The sequence below is a fragment of the Hymenobacter lutimineralis genome (assembly GCF_008271285.1).
Taxonomy (GTDB): Bacteria; Bacteroidota; Bacteroidia; order Cytophagales; family Hymenobacteraceae; genus Hymenobacter; species Hymenobacter lutimineralis.
Window position 1 is genome coordinate 146,522 of sequence record NZ_VTHL01000006.1, and the last position, 18,859, is coordinate 165,380.

At 62.7% G+C, this 18,859-nt stretch carries 9 protein-coding genes; 3 read left to right on the forward strand and 6 right to left on the reverse strand.

From position 1 onward, the window contains the following. Positions 1 to 8 precede the first annotated feature (8 nt). The gene (locus FY528_RS08100) at positions 9 to 689 is read left to right on the forward strand and encodes a response regulator transcription factor (protein ID WP_149070487.1); all 681 of its coding nucleotides are present in this window, start codon (positions 9 to 11) and stop codon (positions 687 to 689) included. A gap of 71 nt (positions 690 to 760) precedes the next feature. Here the strand turns inward: FY528_RS08100 and FY528_RS08105 are convergent, their stop codons facing one another. The 6 genes from FY528_RS08105 to FY528_RS08130 form a co-directional block, all read right to left on the reverse strand. Continuing rightward, positions 761 to 2,791 carry a tetratricopeptide repeat-containing sensor histidine kinase gene (locus FY528_RS08105; RefSeq protein WP_149070488.1) on the reverse strand — a complete coding sequence of 677 codons (2,031 nt, stop codon included), beginning with the start codon at positions 2,789 to 2,791 and terminating at the stop codon, positions 761 to 763. A gap of 233 nt (positions 2,792 to 3,024) precedes the next feature. Then, positions 3,025 to 12,819, reverse strand: coding sequence for a DUF8693 domain-containing protein (locus tag FY528_RS08110; protein ID WP_149070489.1), 9,795 nt, complete (start codon positions 12,817 to 12,819; stop codon positions 3,025 to 3,027). 79 nt (positions 12,820 to 12,898) lie between these two features. Then, complete coding sequence (locus FY528_RS08115) at positions 12,899 to 13,885, reverse strand: hypothetical protein (protein WP_149070490.1); 987 nt, start codon at positions 13,883 to 13,885, stop codon at positions 12,899 to 12,901. Between the two features lie 50 nt (positions 13,886 to 13,935). Then, on the reverse strand, positions 13,936 to 14,151 hold the full coding sequence (locus FY528_RS08120; RefSeq protein WP_232066295.1) for a PID-CTERM protein-sorting domain-containing protein: 216 nt from the start codon (positions 14,149 to 14,151) through the stop codon (positions 13,936 to 13,938). A gap of 248 nt (positions 14,152 to 14,399) precedes the next feature. Beyond that, positions 14,400 to 16,529, reverse strand: coding sequence for a TonB-dependent receptor family protein (locus FY528_RS08125; RefSeq protein ID WP_149070491.1), 2,130 nt, complete (start codon positions 16,527 to 16,529; stop codon positions 14,400 to 14,402). Between the two features lie 41 nt (positions 16,530 to 16,570). Further along, positions 16,571 to 17,059, reverse strand: a complete 489-nt coding sequence (locus FY528_RS08130) for a GAF domain-containing protein (RefSeq protein WP_149070492.1) — start codon at positions 17,057 to 17,059, stop codon at positions 16,571 to 16,573. A gap of 675 nt (positions 17,060 to 17,734) precedes the next feature. Here FY528_RS08130 and FY528_RS08135 point away from each other — a divergent pair. Then, positions 17,735 to 17,914: a hypothetical protein gene (locus tag FY528_RS08135; protein ID WP_149070493.1), complete on the forward strand. Its 180-nt coding sequence runs from the start codon at positions 17,735 to 17,737 to the stop codon at positions 17,912 to 17,914. A gap of 339 nt (positions 17,915 to 18,253) precedes the next feature. Then, positions 18,254 to 18,442: a class IIb bacteriocin, lactobin A/cerein 7B family gene (locus FY528_RS08140; protein ID WP_149070494.1), complete on the forward strand. Its 189-nt coding sequence runs from the start codon at positions 18,254 to 18,256 to the stop codon at positions 18,440 to 18,442. The last annotated feature ends 417 nt before the right edge of the window (positions 18,443 to 18,859 follow it).

The window sequence follows — 18,859 nt, forward strand, 5'->3', positions numbered from 1 at the left end:
GTTTCCTTATGTATCCTGCCTCTGCTTCCGTTGCTGCGCTGCCCATTCCCGTGATGCTGGTTGATGACCACCAGCTGGTGCTGGAAGGCGTGCGGGTGCTGTTGCAGGATGAAACCGACCTACCCGTAGTAGCCACGGCCAACTCGGGCGCGGAAGCCCTGCGCCGCCTGCGCGAGCACCCCGAAGTGCAGGTGGCCGTGGTGGACCTGAACATGCCGCAGATGTCGGGGGTGCAGCTTACGCAGGCCATCCGGGAAGCGCACCCGGGGGTACATGTGCTGGCTCTCAGCATGTTTCACGACCATGCCTCGGTGCAGGAAGTGCTGGCGGCCGGGGGCTCGGGCTACCTGCTCAAGAACACCAACGCGGCGGAACTGAGCACCGCCATCCGGCGGGTGGCCGCCGGGCGCACGTTCTTCAATGCCGAAGTAGGCGCCACATTGCTCGACCACCTCGACGTGCCCGTCACGCGGGAGCAGGGCGACCGGCCCGTGCCGCTCACGCTCCGGGAACAGGAGATTCTGCAGCTGATTGCCGGCGAATATTCCAACGCCGATATTGCCCAGAAGCTCTTTATTAGCGAGCGGACGGTGGAAACCCACCGCAAAAACATCTTCACCAAGACCAAGTCCAAGTCCATTGTGGGCCTGATTCAGTACGCGCTGCGCTACAAGCTGATTTCGGTATAGCCGCGCTGAGCATCCCGCAGGCGGGGGCGGCTTTTCCTACGGGCGAAGCCGCCCCCGCCTGATTAGCATAACTAGGCCGACTTGCTCAGCGGACGGCTAGCAACGTACCTCTGGCCTGGCACTAACGGTACCTCCAGCGTGATGGTGGTACCATGGCCAGGAGTGGCATCGATGTGGGCCTCCCCGCCCAGGTAAGCCAGACGCGTGCGCATGTTGCGCAGCCCGATACCAGCCCCTTTACCGGGCTGCAATGGGTCGAAGCCGATGCCATCATCCTCTACTACCACGGTCAGCTCCTGCTCGTTGCGTACCAGCTGCAGGTTTACGCGCGTGGCCTGCGCGTGCTTGATGACGTTTTGCATCAACTCCTGAATCACGCGAAACAGGACGCTTTCCGTAGTTGAGGCCAAGCGTTCCTCTTCCAGCCCAAACACCTCTACCACAATTTGGGGGCCGGTGTGGTAGGTAGTCATCTTGGCAGCCAGGTCGCGCACGGCAGCCGGCAGACCCCGCGTCAACAGCACATTCGGCATGAGGTTGTGCGAAATTCCCCGCACTTCCCGAAAGGACTCATCCACCACGTCGATGGCGTTGTGCAGCAGGGCAGCCTGTTCCTCGGAGCGGGGGCCGCGCTGCTCGAGGGCGTGGAGGTTGAGCTTGGCGGCGGTGAGCAGCTGACCAATACCGTCGTGCAGGTCGGAGCCGATGCGGCGCCGCTCGTTTTCTTCGGCTTCCAGCACCGCCGCCACGCGCTGACGTTCCTGCTGCTGACGCTCCTGCTCGTGGGCTACCTGCTCGCGCAGGCGCTGCCGCGTGTACAATAGCCACCCGACCAGCACTAGCAAGCTTACCACGGCCAGTCCGGCCACCAGCTGCACGTTGCGGCGGCGCAGCAGTTGCTGCTGGGTGCGCAGCTGGGCAGCCTGCAGCTGGTTGCGAGCTTCCTTGCGCTCCGTGTCATAGCGCACCTGCATTTCCGTAATCTGGCGGGCACTGGCTTCGTTCAGCAACGAGTCCTTTACCTGCATCACCTGCTGCTGATACCGATAGGCCTCCGGGTAGCGGCTCATACGAGCGTAGGCAGCAGCCAGGCCTTGCAGGGCTGTACGTACAGCCTCGGCCGAGCGAATACGGCGGCTTAGCTGGCGCGCTTCCTCAAAATAGAGTACCGCGGCGGCCGGCTGATTTTGGCGCAGCGCCAGCTCTCCCAGGGAGTTGAGCTGGGATGCTACGGCCGCCTGGTCGTCGAGGGTGCGGGCCAGGGTGAGGGCACTCTGAAAGTAGGCCTGAGCCAGTTCGTGCTGCCGCCGGGCCAGGGCCAAACCGCCCAACCCAGCCTGAGCCTGCACCTGGTTCTGGCGGTCGGCGGCCTGCTGGCTGATGCGCAGGGCCTGCTGAAAATGAACCTGAGCCGAGTCGGCCTGGCCGAGCTTCGCAAAATCCTGCCCCACGATGTTGTGGGCCTGGGCATCGTTGTACGCATCGCGGGTGCGGCCGGGCAGATACAGGTACTGCCGGTGGTACGCCAGGGCCTCGCGGTAGCGCCCCATTTGCTGGTAGACCATGCCGATGTTGGCCCAGTCGGCGGCAATGCGTTCGGGGGTGCCGTACTTTTCTTCCAGCCTCAGCGCCCGGATATAGTGCTCCACGGCTTGCCGGTAATACCCCTGCATGGCCAGCACCTCCCCCACGTTGTTGATGGCGCCGGCTACGCCCTGCCAGTCGCCAAGGGCGGCCCGTTCCCGGCGGCAGGCTTCAAAATCGGCAATGGCCTCCCGGTAGCGGCCCGTGGTAGCGTAAAGAATACCCCGCAGAATATAGGTTTTGGCCAGGCCCTTGCGGTAACTGAGCTGCTGCCCCAGTTGCAGGGCCTCAGCCGCCAGCGCCAGGGCCCGCTGCGGGCGGCTGTTGCGGTTTTCCCACACCAGCTCGTTTAGCGTCTTCACCCGATTGGTGTCGGGCTGCGGCTGCTGGGGCAGGCGCGCCTCCAGCGAATCGAGGCGGGCATTGCGGCCCGCGTCTGGTTGGGCCGCCGCCGGAAAAGCGTCCAGTAGACCGGCTACCGCCAATAGACCAGCAGTTACAACAACGAAAGCACGCATGTATATGTCGACCAGAAGTTTGGGAACAGCACTACCGTCAGAAACCAGATTTTTATCCGATACCCAAGGTATATTACTCAAAACAGATATTATTTTCTCATACCACCAAAAGGCCTTGCCTATTGTGGCGCTTAGAAGCTACCATCACCAGTAGCCTAAGCACTGCGCTTAATTAAAAAGCACCCCGGCAGGAAGCCCACCGGGGTGCTCGAATGCATGAAAAAACGAGGCGGCTAGTCTTTCACGAGGCGCTTGACAACGGTGCCCTCGGCCGCCTGCAGGCGCACCGTGTACACGCCCGTAGGCAGGGCCCGCAGGTCCAGCTGCTGGCGCACCACGCCCTGACGGGGGCGCAGGGTGAGCTGCTGTACCCGCTGGCCGATGCTGTTGTAGATACTACCTGTTACTGGGCCCTGCTCTTTCAGCCCGTGCACTTCCAGCGTGGCAAAGCCGGTTGTAGTGGGGTTGGGATACAGGGCAGTGCCGGCCTGCAGCGCCGCCGGCGCGGTAGCCGTTACCGAGCCCGCACCCAACCAGAGGTAGAAGCGCTGGCGCACGGAGTCGGGGTGCAGGGTGAAGGCGTACACCGAGTCGAGCGAGAGGTCCTGCTTGCGGTTGAGCAGCCGGTCTTCGAGCAGCACGCGGGTACCGGCAGGCAGGTTCAGCTGGCTGGTGAGCACGAGGGTGTGCCGGCCGGCTTCGCTTACCCGTACGCCCAGCGGAATAGCCTGGCCGGGCAGCGCCGGCAGCCCGTTGATGGACAGGGCATCGTTCCCGGCCTGGCTCCAGATGGTGGGGCGGCCCGCGCCGTTCTGCGTCACCTTGTAGGCATCGAAGTTGGCTTGGTAGCCTTCGCCGGCACCTTCCTGCAGGTAGAAGACGGCTTCATCGGCCAAGCCCTGGGCACTGCGGGCTTCGAGGCGGATGACAGGGCGCGTTTCGGCGGTGCCGCGCTGATAGGCGGGGCTGGTATAGGACGTGTGGCGCACAGCGTTGGTCAGGTTCATCTTGGCCGAGGCCGAGGAGGCCCGCACCAGGAAGCCCTGCATGGCTGCCACATCTTTGTTGCCACCATTCTGGCCCACGCCGTTCACGTAGCCGCGGTAAGCACCCGTGTACTTGCCCGAGGGCACGAACACGTAGAGGGCATCATCCACGCCGGAGAGCATGCCGCTGGTGTGGCGCACCACGTCCCAGTCCATGGGGGCGGGGTACGGGTTACCGGCCAGGTTCCAGCCGGCGCCCAGCTGGGCGCCGCGCGTCATGGAGTAGCTCACGTTGCCGTTGCCAAGCACACCCGAAATATCCACCACTGTGGAAGGCAGCGTCTGGGCGGAGTAGCCGCGGCCGGGCACCAGGTTTTCACTGGCGGAAGGCACCATCCAGCCTTGGGAGAAAGTGTTCTTCTCGGCCGTGAGGCGGGTTTCCTCGTAGCGGAACAAGGTGGGGAAGGGCTTCACGGTATTGCCCACCGTGTTATAAGCCGGGTTCAGTTCAAACACTGGCAGGTCGTCGGCAAACTCCTGCACAGTGGCCGTGCCGAGCTGCATGGGCGAGCTGTAATGGCGGTAGCCGGGGGCGCCCAGACCGGTGATAAACCGCTCCATCGTAGCGCGGCCCGTTACGCTGCCGCCACCGGCGGGGTTCACTACCATGGCAGTGCCCGAGGCATTGGAGTGCAGGGTCAGGTGGCCGTCGGACGCCAGGTTGCCGGTCGTGAGCGTGAGCATGTGCGTCACGCCCAGGTTGGAGGTGCAGCCTACGCCGCTGCCGTTCTGCACGTGCAGGTCGTAGAAGCGGATGGGCGTGGTGGTCGTGCCGCCCAGGGTTTGGGCCGAGGTGCCCACGCAGTACCAGGTGTAAGTACCCACGTTCACCAGGCCGCCGTTCGTGAGGTTGCCGTAGAGGTACACCGGGCCGTTGCAGGTCAGGCCCACCGTGTTTTGCACGTTCAGGCCGTGGAAGCGCAGCGTGGCCGAGCCGCCCATGGTCTGGGCTACGGTGCCGGTGAAGTACACCGTGTAGGTAGCCGGGTTGAAGGGCCCGTTGCAGAGCCAGTTGCCGGCCACGTAGATGTCACCGCCGAGCAGGCAGCCCACTAGGTTGGCCCAGGTTACGTGGTGGAAGGTGGTTTTGGCCGAGGCCCCCGTGGTGGTAATAGTTTGCTGGGCGGTGCCGTTGAAGGTCACCCCGAAGCCATTGCCCGCGAAGATGCCCGAGTTGAGCCAGTAGCCGCCCACCGTGATGTCGCGCAGCAGCTGCACCTTCACGGCGTTGGTAATCTGCACGTGGTGGAAGGCCGACAGCACCGTGCCGCCGATGGTTTGCAGAGCCGTGCCGCTGAACAGCACCAGGTAGCCATTGGCCACGAAGCCGCCGTTATTGACCCAGTTGCCCGTCACCCCAATGTTATCCAGCAGCGTCACGCCGGCCACGTTGGCAAACGTCACGTCGTGGAAGCGCGTCTGGCCGGAGGAGCAGGTAATGGTCTGCGCCAGCGTGCCCAGGAAGCGGGTGCGGTGGCCGCAGCCGCAGAACTTGCCGTTGTTCACGAAGTTCCCGGTCAGGTCGATGTCGAAGTCCAGGTTCACCCCTACCGTGTTGTTGAGGGTGAGGTGGTGGAACACGCTGAGGGCCGTGCCGCCGATGCTTTGCAGAGCCGTGCCGTTGAAGAACACGGTGAAGGCATTGGCCGCGAAGGTGGCGCCGTTGTTGAGCCAGTTGCCCAGCAGCGTAATGGCCCGGTCAAGGCGCACGTTGGCGCCCGAGGCCAGGGTGAGGTGATGGAACACCGTGGCCACCGAGCCGCCGATAGTCTGCAGCACCGAGCCCTTGAACGTCACCAGCTTGCCGCCGTGCGCGAAGCCGCCGTTGTTGAGCCAGTTGCCGGTCAGGAAGATGTTGTCCTGCAGCGTCACGCCCAACAGGTTGCTGAACACCACGTGGTGGAAGGTGAGCGTACCTGAGGGGCAGTAGATGGCCTGGGCCGCCGAGCCGTCGAAGTACACGGTGCGGGCTCCGGCCGCAAACACGGCCAGGTTGCGCAAATCACCCCGCACCCGGATGTCCTGGAGCAAACTCACGCCCACCGCGTTGTTGAAGGTCACGCCCCCAAACACCGTCACGGCCGAGCCGCCGATGCTCTGCGCGGCCGTGCCGTTGAACGTCACCAGGTAGCCCGCGCAGCTGAACACGCCATCATTCACCAGGTTACCCTTGATAAAGATAGGCCCGGTGAGGCTCACGCCCACGTTGTTCAGGATAGTGAGGCCGTGGAAAGTGCTGGTGGCCGTGCCGCCGATAATCTGAGCCACCGTGCCCTCAAAGATGACGCGGTAAGTAGCCGGCGAGAACACGCCGTTGTTCGTCCAGTTGCCGCCCACGATGCGGATGTCCTGGCCCAGCGTGACGCCGGCGGTGGTGTTGTCGATGATGACGCCGTAGAAGGGCACTATCACCGTGCCGCCGATGAGCTGATTCACCGTGCCGCCGAAGGTCACCACGTAGCCGTTGGCCCCGAAGGTGCCGTGGGTGGTCCAGTTGCCGAGCACCGTCACGGCCCGGTCGAGGCGCACGTTGGCGCCCGTGCCGATGCTGATGTGGTGGAAGCGCGTGAGGGCCGTGCCGCCGATGGTTTGCAGCGTGGTGCCCGTGAAGAACACCTCGTAAGTACCCGCCGCGAAGCCGCCGTTATGCACCCAGTTCCCGTTCAGGTAGATGTTCGAAAGCAGGGTGACGGACGTGGGGTTGTCGAAGTACAGGTGGTAGAAGCGCGTGGCCGAGCCGGTCAGAATCGTCTGGGCCGTGGTGCCCTGGAAGTACACCGCGTACAGGCCGGCCAGGAACTTGCCCGTACCCAGCCAGTTGCCCAGCACCGCAATCTGCTGGTTGAGCGTCACGCTCACCAGGTTGCCGATGCTGATGTGGTGGAAGGTAGTATTCACCGCCCCGCCAATGGTCTGGGCCACCGTGCCGTTGAAGTACACCGTGTACCCGCCGTGCAGGAAGCCGCGGGTATTCACCCAGTTGCCCAGCACGTAGATGTTCTGCTGGAGCGTCACCGACACGGCGTTGTTCCAGGTTACGTGCCAGAAGTTGTAGGTACCCACGCCGCTGAGTAGCTGCGCCGCTGAACCGCCGAACACGAAGGTGTAGCCCGTGTACACGCCGCCCACCAGGTTGTAGCCGTAGAAGGTGCCCGCATTCACGAAGCCGCCCAGCAAGGTCACGTTCTGCAGCAGCCGGACCGAGGCCCCACTCCCGATGTTCCAGCCGTAGAAGCTCAGGCCCGCGTAGCCGCCCACCGTCTGCACCACGCCGCCCGTACCGTTGAAGTACACGGTGTAGGTGCCCGGCGCGAAAGTGCCCGAGTACAGGTAGAAGTTGCCCGCTACGTAGATGTGCGAGGCAAGACTGATGCCCGCCGCGTTATCGGCGTAGAAGTGCCAGAAGTAGGTGGTGCTGTTCACGTCGATAACCTGGGCCACTGTGCCGCCGAAGCGCACCCAGTAGCCGCTGGTCACGCCGCCGGCCGTGTAGTAGCCGTAGAACACGCCCGTGTTCACGAAGCCGCCCAGCACGTAGATGTTCTGGTGCAAGGTCACCGATACGGGGTTCTGGAAGGTCACGTCGTAGAAGTTCGTCACCTGCGTGCCGCCAATGATCTGGGCCAGCGTACCGCCGAAGATGACGCTGTACGAGTTGGCCAGGAACTGCCCGTTGTTGATCCAGTCACCCAGCACCAGGATGCTCGATACTAGCTTCACGCCCACCGTGTTGTTGATGATGACGTCGTAGAACGTGGTTTCGGTGGTGCCGCCAATGGTTTGCAGCACCGTGCCGTTGAAGACCACCGTCTGCGTGTTCACCGTGAAGACCCCGTTGTTCACAAACGGCCCACCCAGGCCGATGCCCGCGTTCAGCGTCACGCCCACGTTGTTGAGAATCGTCAGGCCGTAGAAGTTCGTCAGGCTCGTGCCACCGATAAGCTGCACCACCGAGCCGCCAAAGGTCGTCCCGTAGGTACCGGCCACGAATACGCCGTTGTTGGTCCAGTTGCCCAGCACGTAAATGTTCTGGTTCAGCGTGAGGCCCACCGTATTCGACACCACCACGTGGTAGAAGTTCGTGACTACCGAGCCGCCGATGATCTGGCCCACGGTACCGTTGAAGTTCACGAAGTACGTGCCCCCCACGAAGCCGCCGTTGTTTACCCAGTTGCCGGCCACGTAAATGCCGGTGCCTAGGCTGATGGTAGCCCCACTGTTGATGGTCACGCCCCCGAAGTACACCGCCGAGGAGCCGCCCACGGTTTGCGTGCCCGAGCCGGCGAAGACGTAGGAGCCGCCGCTGGTCCAGGTGCCGTTGTTCACTACGTTCCCGTAAATCGTGAACGACGACGATACCCGGAACGAAGCCCCCGACACCACGGTGATGTTGCGTACCACCGCACCCGCGCCCACAATCACCGGATAGTAGGTACCTACGCCAATGGTGACGGTACTGGTGCTGGTGGGCACTTGGCCGCAGCTCCAGTTGCGCGTGTCAAACCAGTCGGTGTTGTAGCCACCCGTCCAGGTGTAGCTCACGGCCTGCACCGTCAGGTTGCTGCCGTTGTCGTTGGCGCTGGTCACGGCCGGATTGGTGGCTTCCACCCGAATGCGGTAGTTGGAGCCGGCCGCCGCGCCACTTGGGATGGTTGCCGCAATGGTGCCGCTGGTGACGGCCCCGCTCTGGCTGAGCGTGCCAATCACCTGCGTGCCCGAGCCAAACGAGCCGCTGCTGTTGGAAAGAATGGCCCGGAACTGGTTGCCGCTGGCAAACGTGCCGCTGCTGGTAAACGGCACGCTCAATCCCGAACCGGGGCAGAACCCACCCGATACCGAACCCGTCGTAACGGAAGCCACGGGGTTATTCACCGTCACGGCCACTTGGCGCTCCACCGAGCAGTTGTTCTGGCTAACCGTGAGCGTGTACGTGCCCTGGTTGGCCGAGCCGGCGAAGTCAATAGTGGGGTTAGCCGCTGTGGAGTTAAAGCCGTTGGGCCCCGACCACTGCAGCGTGGCGCCGCCGGGCACACCGCCCGAGGTGAGCTGAATGGTACCACCCGCCGTTACCGGCGAGTTCGAGGAAGCCGTTACCGTGGTCAGGTTGGTGATGCTCCACAGCCCGCTTTCCGTGGAAGTCAGGGCGGGGTTGGTGCTTACGAGCCGCACGCGGTAGCCCGTGCCAGCCGTGGTGGCGGCCGGAACCGTCACGCTCACGGAGCCACTGCCCGCGCCCGTGAAGCTCACCGAGCCAATGGTAGTGGGCGAAGTGAAAGCGCCGCTGCTGTTGGAAAGCTGCGCCGTCACGGTGCCGCCCGAGGTCAGGCCGCTGCCGCCCACCGTGAAGCCCAGGCCCACGGAGTTGCCGGCGCAGATCTGCCGGTCAGCGTTGCTAGTCAGCGTGAGCGTAGGTGCGCCAGGCTGCACGGTCACGGTTGTGTTAGTTTTCGTGGCGCAGGTGCCCAGAGTCACCGTCAGGGTGTAGGTACCGGCATTGGCCTGGCTGGCGAAGTCGATGGTGGGGTTCTGCTGCGTGGAGCTGAACCCATTCGGGCCGCCCCAGAGGTAGCTGGCCCCCGCCACGGTTTGCGCCGAAAGCTGAATGGTCCCGTTGTCGGCTACCGGCGAGTTGCTGGAGGCCACAGCCGCTGGTGCTGGGTTAATGGTCAGGTTCGAGCCGTTGTCGTTGATGCTGACGACGGACGGGCTGGAGCCTACGAGGCGCAGGCGGTAGCCCGTGCCGGCCGGCGTATTGGCCGGCAGCGAAATGGCGAATGACCCATTGCCCTGGCCCGTGAAAGCCACGCTGCCCAGGTTAGTAGGCGCCGCAAACGAGCCGCTGGCATTCGACAGCTGAGCCGTGATGGTGTTGCCCGCCGCAAAGGAGTTGCCCGTCACCGAGAAGCTCATGGTAATGCCCGTGTTCCCGCAGAGCGTACCGCTTGGCTGGTTGGTCATCGTCAGGATAGGGTCCGTGGAGGGGTTCACCGTCACCTGCGTAGCCACGCCCGCGCTCTGGCAGCCATTCACCGTCACGTACAGCGTGTAGGTGCCCTGGTTGGCGCCCTGCGAGGCCCCCGTAATGGTGGGATTCTGCTGAGTAGAGAAGAAGTTGGGCCCGTACCACTGGTAGGTAGCCCCGGCCACCGTCTGGGCTGTGAGCTGAATAGTCCCCCCGTAAGCCACCGGCGAGTTCGAGGAAGGCACCGCGGTGGGCTTGGTGGTCAGGCTGATGTTGGAGCCGTTGTCGTTCTGGCTGGTTACGCCGGGGCTGGAGCTCACCAGCCGGATGCGGTAGCCCGTGCCCGTAGGCGTGCCGTCCGGAATGGTCACCGAAATAGCTCCGGAGCCTTGGCCTTCAAAACTCGCCGTGCCAATGCTGGTAGGCGTGGCAAACGAGCCGCTGGCGTTGGACAGCTGGGCCGTGATGACGTTGCCGGGCTGGAAGTTGTTGCCCTGCACCGTAAAGCCAAAGCTGATCTGCTGACCCGCGCAGCCCGAGTACCCGAACTGGGCCATGCTCAGAATGGGCTGAGCCGAGGGCTGCACCGTCACGCGCACCGAAGCCGAGTCCTGGCAGCCCAGGCTGTTCTGCACGTACACAAAGTAGCGGCCGCTCTGCGAGGGCTGGGCCTTGGTCAGGTTTAGGGTCTGGCCGCTGCCCACGTAGCTGGTGCCCCCGCCGTTGGTGTAGCGCACGTACCACTGGTAGCTGCTCTGGCCCGTCGGGCCGGCCGTGAGCTGGATGGTGCCGTTGTAGGGCACCGTGGTCTGGGCCGCGCCGGCCGTAGCCAGGGGCGTGGCCCGCACCGTCAGGTTCTGGCTGTTGCTGGTGCCGGTAATTTCCGGGTTTGAGGCCACCACGCGTACGCGGTAGCCCGTGCCGACCGGCGTGCGGAAGGCAATGGAGTCGGTAAGCACCCCGCCATTGGCGTTCTGGCTGCTCAGGTAGCCATACAGGCGGCTGCCCTCGGTGAAGTTGCCGCTGGCATCCGAAAGCTGGAAGTGAAACTCATTGCCGGCCGTATAGGAGGCCATATTCGTGGTGAACGGCACCGAGATATAGGTGGTGCTGCAAAACGACTGCGGCGATACCGTCCCCGTGGTAATGGTGGGTGGGTACACGTAGGAAGCCGCCGAGCAGGCCGTGCCGCCGGGCGTGGTCACGCAGATCTGCCCGGTAGAGCCGCCAGCCGGCGCCACGGCCGTGATGCTGGTGGCCGAATTTACGGTAAAGCTCTGGGCCGCCACTCCATTGAAGGTAAGCGCCGTGGCCCCGGTGAGGTTGGTGCCCGTAATGGCTACGCTGGTGCCCCCTGCCCCGCCCGTGGGTGTGAAGGACACGATGGTAGGCCCGGCGCAGTTGAAGTAGTACCCACCGACTCCCGAAATAATGGCATACTGCCCGGCCGCGTTCTGTACCACCAGGCGTAGCACCCGCGCGCTTGCGGGCGTGGCCAGGGTGCGGGCTACGGGCGTAGTTGTGTTGGCCAGGAAGCTGGCCGTGTAGGTATCCACAGTGGTGTAAGTGCCGCCCACGCTCGGAGCCGTCTGCACCAGCACCGTAAAGCTGCTGGAGCTACTGGGCGTGAGCTTGTAGCGGACCTCACTGATGGTCTGGGAGCTGCCTAGGTCGGCCTGGAGCAGGCTGCCGTTGTAGCCGTAGAAGGAGTTGCTGGTGTTGGGCGAGGCCGGGTCGGTGTTAAAGGCGGTTTCGGCCAGGCCGTTGGTGCTGCCCCCGTAGCCGTAGTTGCCAGTTGGCAGTTCGGCCGCGAAGTTGGGCGAGGAAGCGCAGCCGTTTTTCAGGAAGCGACGGTTGGTTACCAGGCTCCACTTGCCATTGGCGTCGCGGGCCCGCACAAACAGGCGGTGCACACCGTCGGCCAGGGCGGTGGCGTCGGCCGCCACGTTCACGCTGCTCAGGTTGGCGGCGGCCGTAATGGGTACGTTGGTGGCGCTGCCGAAGCCAGGGTCCGTGTCGAAGTAGTACTCCACCCGGTTGATGTTGGGCGCTACGGCTAGCACGGGCTCGTAGTAGAACGTGCGGGCCGTGGTCAGGCTCCACTTGCCGTTGGCGTCTTTGGCCCGTACGCTCAGCGTATGAAAGCCCGCCGACAAGCTGCCCAGCGCCACGTTCAGGGAGATATTGCTGACATTGGTACCGGCCGTGACCGGCACGTTGGTGCCGCTGCCGAAGCCGGGGTCGGCGTCCAGGAAGTACTCAACCTTGGTGATGTTGGGTGCCGTAGCCGCCTGCGTTTCGTGGTAGAAGGTGCGGCTCGTTACCAGGCTCCACTTACCATTGGCATCCCGGGTGCGGAGGTTCAGGGAGTGAAAGCCCGTGCTGAGGCTGCTCAGGTTCACCGCAAACGTAACGCCGCTGACGTTGCTGGCGGCCGTAATGGGCACGCTGGTGGCGCTGCCAAAGCCCGGGTCCGTGTCAACGAAATACTCAACCCGGGTAATGTTGGGCAAGGTAGTGCTGGCCAGGGGCTCGTAGTAGAACGTGCGCTGAGAGGTCAGGCTCCATTTGCCGTTGGCATCCTTGGCGCGGATACCCAGGGAATGAAAGCCGGCGCTCAGGCTGCTCAGGTTCACCGCAAACGTTACCCCACTGGCGGTGGCTCCCGCCGTGAAGGGCACACTGGTGGCGCTGCCCAGGCCGGGGTCGGTGTCGATGAAATACTCGATGCGGCTGAGGTTGGCCGCCGTGGCCGCCAGCGGCTCGTAGTAGAACGAGCGGCTTTGCACCAGGCTCCACTGGGCGTTGGCGTCTTTGGTGCGCACGGCCAGGGAGTGAAAGCCGGCGGAGAGGCTGCTCAGGTTAAGGCTGAACGCCAGGTTGCTGAGGTTGGGGGCGGGCGAGGCAATAGGTACCGCGGTGGCCGTCCCGTTGCCGGGGCCGCCATCCAGGTAGTACTCAGCCTGGGTGATGTTCTGGGCCAGTAGGCGCGCGGGCAGCAGGCTGCTCAGGAGCAGCACGAGTCCGGCGGCACAACGGCCCCATCCAGCCCGCCCCCACCTGCGTGAGTGGGTTGCGGTATGCATAGTGGCGGGCCGGTTAGTTGTTGGAGCGCGTGCTCAAGGTCACGTTCAGCGTGTTGCCGTTCACCGATTGGTTGTACTCGTAGATGCTGGGCACCGCCGGGATGCCCGAGAGCTTGTAGTCGTAGCCCGTGGGCGAGTCAAACGCGCCGATGTCCACGCCGCCTTCGCCGGCACCGATGCCGGGGCCACCGGCTTTGAGCTTATACCAGGCGTCGTACTGAGTGCCGGAGCCCCAGGTCAGAATGGTGTTGTAAGCCACGTTGGCGGTGTTGTTGCTCTGGGTGCCGCTGGCGGGCAAGGAAGCCTGGGCGAGTTTGTTATAGCTCCAGGACGTGTTGCTGGTGGGCGTGAAGGAGTAGCCGAAGTAGTTGTTTTTCACCGTGAAGCCATCAAACGAGGCTCCAGCGTTGGCCATTACCGTGTTGTTGTTGAACTCGCCTTTGGTAGCACCGTTGCTCAGGGCCACGTAATAGGTGAAAATATTGTTGGTAATCAGCAGGTCATTGCTGGTATAGCCGTACGTGGTCATATAATAGATGTAGTTCTGCCGTACCATGCACTGGCTGCTTTCGCCATAGTACCCCACGTAGAGATAATCAATTCTGTTACGGGTGATAGATACCGTGTTGGCCCGCAAGTAGATGTTCGAAAGCGTCAGGCCCGACACCGATGACCCCGCGCTGCCCGACTGGAAATCAATGGAAGACACACTGGCCGGAATGGGGCTGGCCTGCAGGCCGGTGTTCAGATCCAGGAAATAGCCGGGCCCCACGATGGTGAGCTTCTTGGTGCAGGTAAGACTACCGTAGGTGGTCGTCGAAGGCTCCACCTGAATAATATCATTGGCGGCGGCGGCATCGTGCGCGGCCTGAATGGTGCTGTAGATATTGGTACCCGTGATGCCGTTGTTATTGACGCGGCGGATGGTCTGGGCAAAGGCCCCCGAAACAACGAGGAGGGTGCTCAGGCCGAGCAGCAGGGAAGCGTACAGTTTTTTCATGGTAGTGGTGGTGGGGTGATAGGTGAGTAAAACAGAAAGGCAGCCGGTAACTAGCGGCGCTTTTTCAGGCGGGCCACGCCCAGAGCGGCTCCGGCCGCCAGCAGCAGGCTGGCGCCGCCGTCGATGGGCACGGCGGTGGCATCGTCGGGGGCGGGGCCGCCCTCATCGTCGGGGTTCTGGGCCAGGGCCAGGCTGGGAAGCAAAGCCAGGCCCGCCAGCAGGCAGGGCCGGCGCAACGCGCGGAAAGCAGTAGACAACAGGTGCATAGAAAGCAGCGAAAAGTGACAAAAACGACTAGTAAGCAGGATTCCCGGCCCAACCTTCGGCGGGGCTCCGGCTGGGGTAAAAGTGGGCATTCTGCCCCCCCGTCCGCAATCCGAGCCATGCGGCATTTTGCCCTACCCCCTACCCCGTAGCTGTCCTCCGTACCAGCACGGAGAAGCCGGACCAGCCACCCCTTGTCGGGCCGCTAATCCGGCTTCCTGCCGTTTTCTTCCAGCAATTTAGCTTTGTGCTACCAGCGCCAGGCCAGCTGCGCCCCAGTGTAGTAGCTGCGGCCCGGGGCCGGCTGAAAAAACCGGTTGCCAAAGGCGTTCAGGTCGTTGCCCAGGCTGTAGCGCCGGTCGGTAGCGTTGTCGAGGCCGGCGTAGAGGTCAGCCTCCAGGCGGCCGGGCAGTGGGTGGCGCCAGCCGCCCCGGGCCCCAAACACCCAGTAGCCGGCCGCAAAGGTGGTGTTGGCATCGTTCAGCGGAATACGGGCCTGGTGGCTGAGCGTGGGGCTGAGGTAAAATCCCAGGCGTTCCGAGAAATCGAGGCCCGCCGAGAGGGTATGCGGCGCCGCGCCCGTGAGGCGGTTGCCACTAAAATTGTTGCCGCCCGCCTCGTACTGCCCGAAGCGGTAGTGGTTGTAGGCGTAGCTAGCCCAGGCCCGCAGGCCATATTGGTAGGAATTCTGCTGATGACTCCCGCCTCGGAAATACTGGTTCCGCACGAACCGCTTACGCCAAAGCCAGCCGCTGAGAGCCGCCTCTACCCCGCGCTGCCGGGTGCGGCCGGTGTTGTAGAACAGCTGCACGCCTTGGTCGTTAGAGCGCGCCACAATGGTCTGGCGCAGCTGGAAATCGTAAGCAGCCACGTCGAAGGAAAGCCGGTTCTGCCCGAGCTGCCCCCGCGTGCCTACCTCGTAGCTGGTGCCGCGCTCGGCCTGCAGCTGCTGGTTCACGGAGCCATCCGAGGGGCGGATTTCCTCTTCCGTGGGCGGCGAAAACCCCGAGCTCACGCTGGCATACACCGATACCAGCGGCGTCAGCTCCTTCAGCAGCGCCAGCCGCGGCGACACCTCGGGGCGGAAGCGGCGGGTGAGCTGGTATTCCTCGGCGGCGCGGGCCCGGCCCGAAAGGCGGCCCAGGCGGTAGCGCAGGCGGTTGTAGCTGGCGGCGGCCGTTAGCAGAAAGCCGGCGGGCAGCTCCCAGTCGGCCTGGGCAAACACGAAGCCGGTGCTGGTCTGGATTTCGTCGTCGTAGCGCAGGGTGTCGGGCTGGCCGCCGCGGTTACGGTAGTTGCGGGAGCTTTCAAACGACGTCTGCCCCTCAGCCCCGGCCGCCAGGCGCAGCACCCGGCCCGCCAGCCGGGTGCGGTAGCCTAGGGCCGTGCGTCCGCCCCCACCTACCTGGGTGTTGCGCTCATAGTCGACCAGAAAGGGGGTGCGGATAGCGCTGCCGCTGCCGTAGAGCGTACTGGTAAGTGTGACCTGCTCACTAAAGCGGTACTCATAAGTACCGCCCAGCAAAGCCGTGCGCGAGGCGTAGAAGGCATTCTGCTCCACGGTGCCGGGCGCAGTGGGCGTGGCGGGCCGGGCCTGCCGGGGGTTGGCCGCAAACTGCGCCCGGGTGAGCGAGCCAGGCAGCTCGTAGTTGATATCGGAATACAGCAGGTGCGCGGAAACGGTCTGCCGGGAGTTGGGGCGCCACTTTCCATCCAGGGTCAGCACGTCGCGGCGCAGGGCGCTGTGCTGGCGGTAGCCGTCCAGAGTCTGGTGGGCGTACTGGGCGCGCAGGCTCTGCAGGGAGTCGGCGGTTTCCAGGGCCACGGTAGCCCGGCGCAATCCGAAGGAGCCGACGGTAATCCCCCCTTCAACCCGGGTTAGTCCGGGGGTGGGCTCCGGGGTAGAGAACAGCGCCACGCCCCCCGTGCCGGCCCCGTACACCGAGCCGGCGGGCCCCTTAATGACTTCCAGGCGCCCAATGGTCGCTGCATCGAGTAGGTTGAGGGGGGTGCTGCCGCTGGCTTCGGTGAAGGGCAGACCGTTGTAATACACCTTCACGTTGCGCACCCCAAACGGGGAGCGGAGCGTGCTGCCCCGCACGCTGAGGCGGTAGCTGGCCGTAGCCCGCTCCTCCAGGCGCACCCCCGGCAACGTGTTCACGGCCGGGGTGAGGTTGGCCGCGCTAAAGCGGGCAAAGACAGCGGCATCGACCACACCCACGGCAGCGGCGGTGCGGCGCAGCGGCAGCTGCTGCCCGTAGCCCGTTACGGTGGCTTCGGGCAGACGCACGGTGCGGGTAGTGTCGGGGGAAGGGGTTTGGGCGCAGAGCAGCACCGGCAGCCACAGCAGCGGCGGCAGCAAAGAGTAGCGAAAAAGCATGTGGGCAAAGAAAAGGTATTGCCCCGAACGCGGAAGCCGGCTTAGAGGTTGGCCGGACGGATATACCGGTAGAGCTGCGCGGCGGCGGCTTCCAGCAGCGGGAGGTCGGTGGTACGCTCCTGGCAGCGCTGCATATCGTAGTGACAGAGCGTGCCGTATGGCTGGCCTTCGGCGTCGCGGATGAGCACCCCGCAGTAAGAAACCACGGGCGTGTCGATCAGGCCCTGGATGTCGGCATCGGTGCTGGCGTCCTGGATTTCGAGGGGCTGCTGGCGCTGGCCCACCAGGGAGCAATAGGTAACGGCCATGGGCACGGGCCCGGCCTGCTGAGGTGTGGGCTGATACCGGTCAAACAACGCCTCGTTGCGCAGCACGTCGGCATCGAAGCGGTAGATGCCGGTGTAGCGGTGCGGGGTGCGGCGGTTCAGAAACTCCAGGGCCGCATGTACTCCATTTTGGTGCAGTACGCTGGTAAATGATTCTATTTCACGTAGGATTATAGGGTCCGTTTCCAGGCTAGGAGTAGTCATAAGCGCAACAGGGCAAAAGCGGATAGGTCAGGCAGACAGAAGCCCGGCAAGGTACTACTGTGAAGCTAGCTTAACTATTCTGGCCACGATATGTTGGCGGGCCGTTCGCAACAGGCATACGAAAAGCCGGAGCCACAGCGTATAGTAACCCGTTGCGCTATTCTGTACTTGACTGCTGTTATGCCTTATCCACTGCATCTGCCGCGCCGCCACCGTCGGCACTTATTCTTCCCACCGGGTTTGCTGGCGCTGGCGTGGCTGCTGTGGCTGGGGTGTGGGGTAATTTCCAGGCATCACGATAATTATAGAGAGCCAGAACAAGTGTTTGCCCTGTATCCACCCACATTAGGGCCTACTTTTTACGCGGATGTCTTGGCTGCCAAACAGGAGTATAGTGAGCCCACTCTTAATGTGGGAGATTCTATGTGGGCAGATTATTTTATTTATCAGCAGCTAGATGCTTTTATAACCTCAGCGGGTAATGCTACCAGCCAGTCGTATCTGTCCGTTTTAGTCAAACCTCACCCTTTTTATGCTGCTTTGGTCACTACGGTGGCCCGATTACAAACTTACCCCAACGTTGGATTCGTGGTTCACAAATCTCTCAGCCCGGGCTTGGCAGCTGTCCTTCATCCGCAGCCGTTGCTAGGGCCGGTAGAATGCTTGGGAATGTCCATGTCCTTCGATACTTCTACTCCAGCAGTGTTTCCCGAAACGGCCAGCTACACCCCCAACAACGAAATAGGGCTCTACGCCCTGCTCTTCTCCTCCCCCTGGCGCGCTTCTTCCCTACTGCTCCTGCTAGTGCTGACACTACTAGCCGCCCGGAAGCTGCGGCAACTAGCCCGCGTCTGACTCAGCCTCGCACTTCCAGCACAGACCATATGCCTGGTTTGCTACGTAAACCCAGCTCTTTGTTCGCAGTTGAAGAAAGCTCCTCAGCACTTCAAGATGCCCTCGCTCCGACACTCCTTCTTCGCGGCTACTGATTCTATCTGCAAAATCATAATCACCTCTCTTTAGACCACCGCCAACTATACTACCTAGCAACTTGTTTTTTAATATACTTCTACTATTGGTTGATATGAACCGGAGTATCATGTTTGCATAGTAAACAGCAGTACGTGTCGCGACCTACAATCTGTTGTATTTTTTCTCCTAAGCACACGCCATGCGTGTATAGCAAACATTGATATGAAAAATTTTCATCTGGATTCTTTTGAGGTTGTGGAAATTAATACCACCGAGTTAACTGGTATTAATGGGGGCTTCTGGCCTGTGGTAATTCGAATTGTTGGTGGAGTAGCCGCAGCTGCAGGCGTACAAATACTTGCCGACTGGGACGATTTCAAGGCGGGTCTATCAGGAAGCTGCCCTAACTAAATGAGCATAAGGCGGCCCTACGGACAGTAGAACAGTCATGCAAATCAACGACTGATTTGCGCTGTTCCAATCAAATAGTTGGTGTAACTGAATGCCGTTCAGCGTAAGGCCCCAAACTATAAACCTTTTTTCTCAAAAAATCATTAACAATGGATTCTTCTGATTTTAAAGTAGTTGAATTGACTCAACAAGATCTTGCTGAAACATCCGGCGGAAGCTTTGGACACGACGCTGGGGTAGCGCTCCGCTTTCTGGGTATGTACGCAATCTATGGCCAGACTGCGGCCGTTGTAGACTACGCCGTGAACAAAGTAATGTGCGGATGCTAAAAAGTGAGGCAGCCCAGGCAGATTCTGGGCTGCCTCATTTTGTATAATCTATCTTCTCAGCGGTTTCGCAAACCCTATCCCCCTGCCC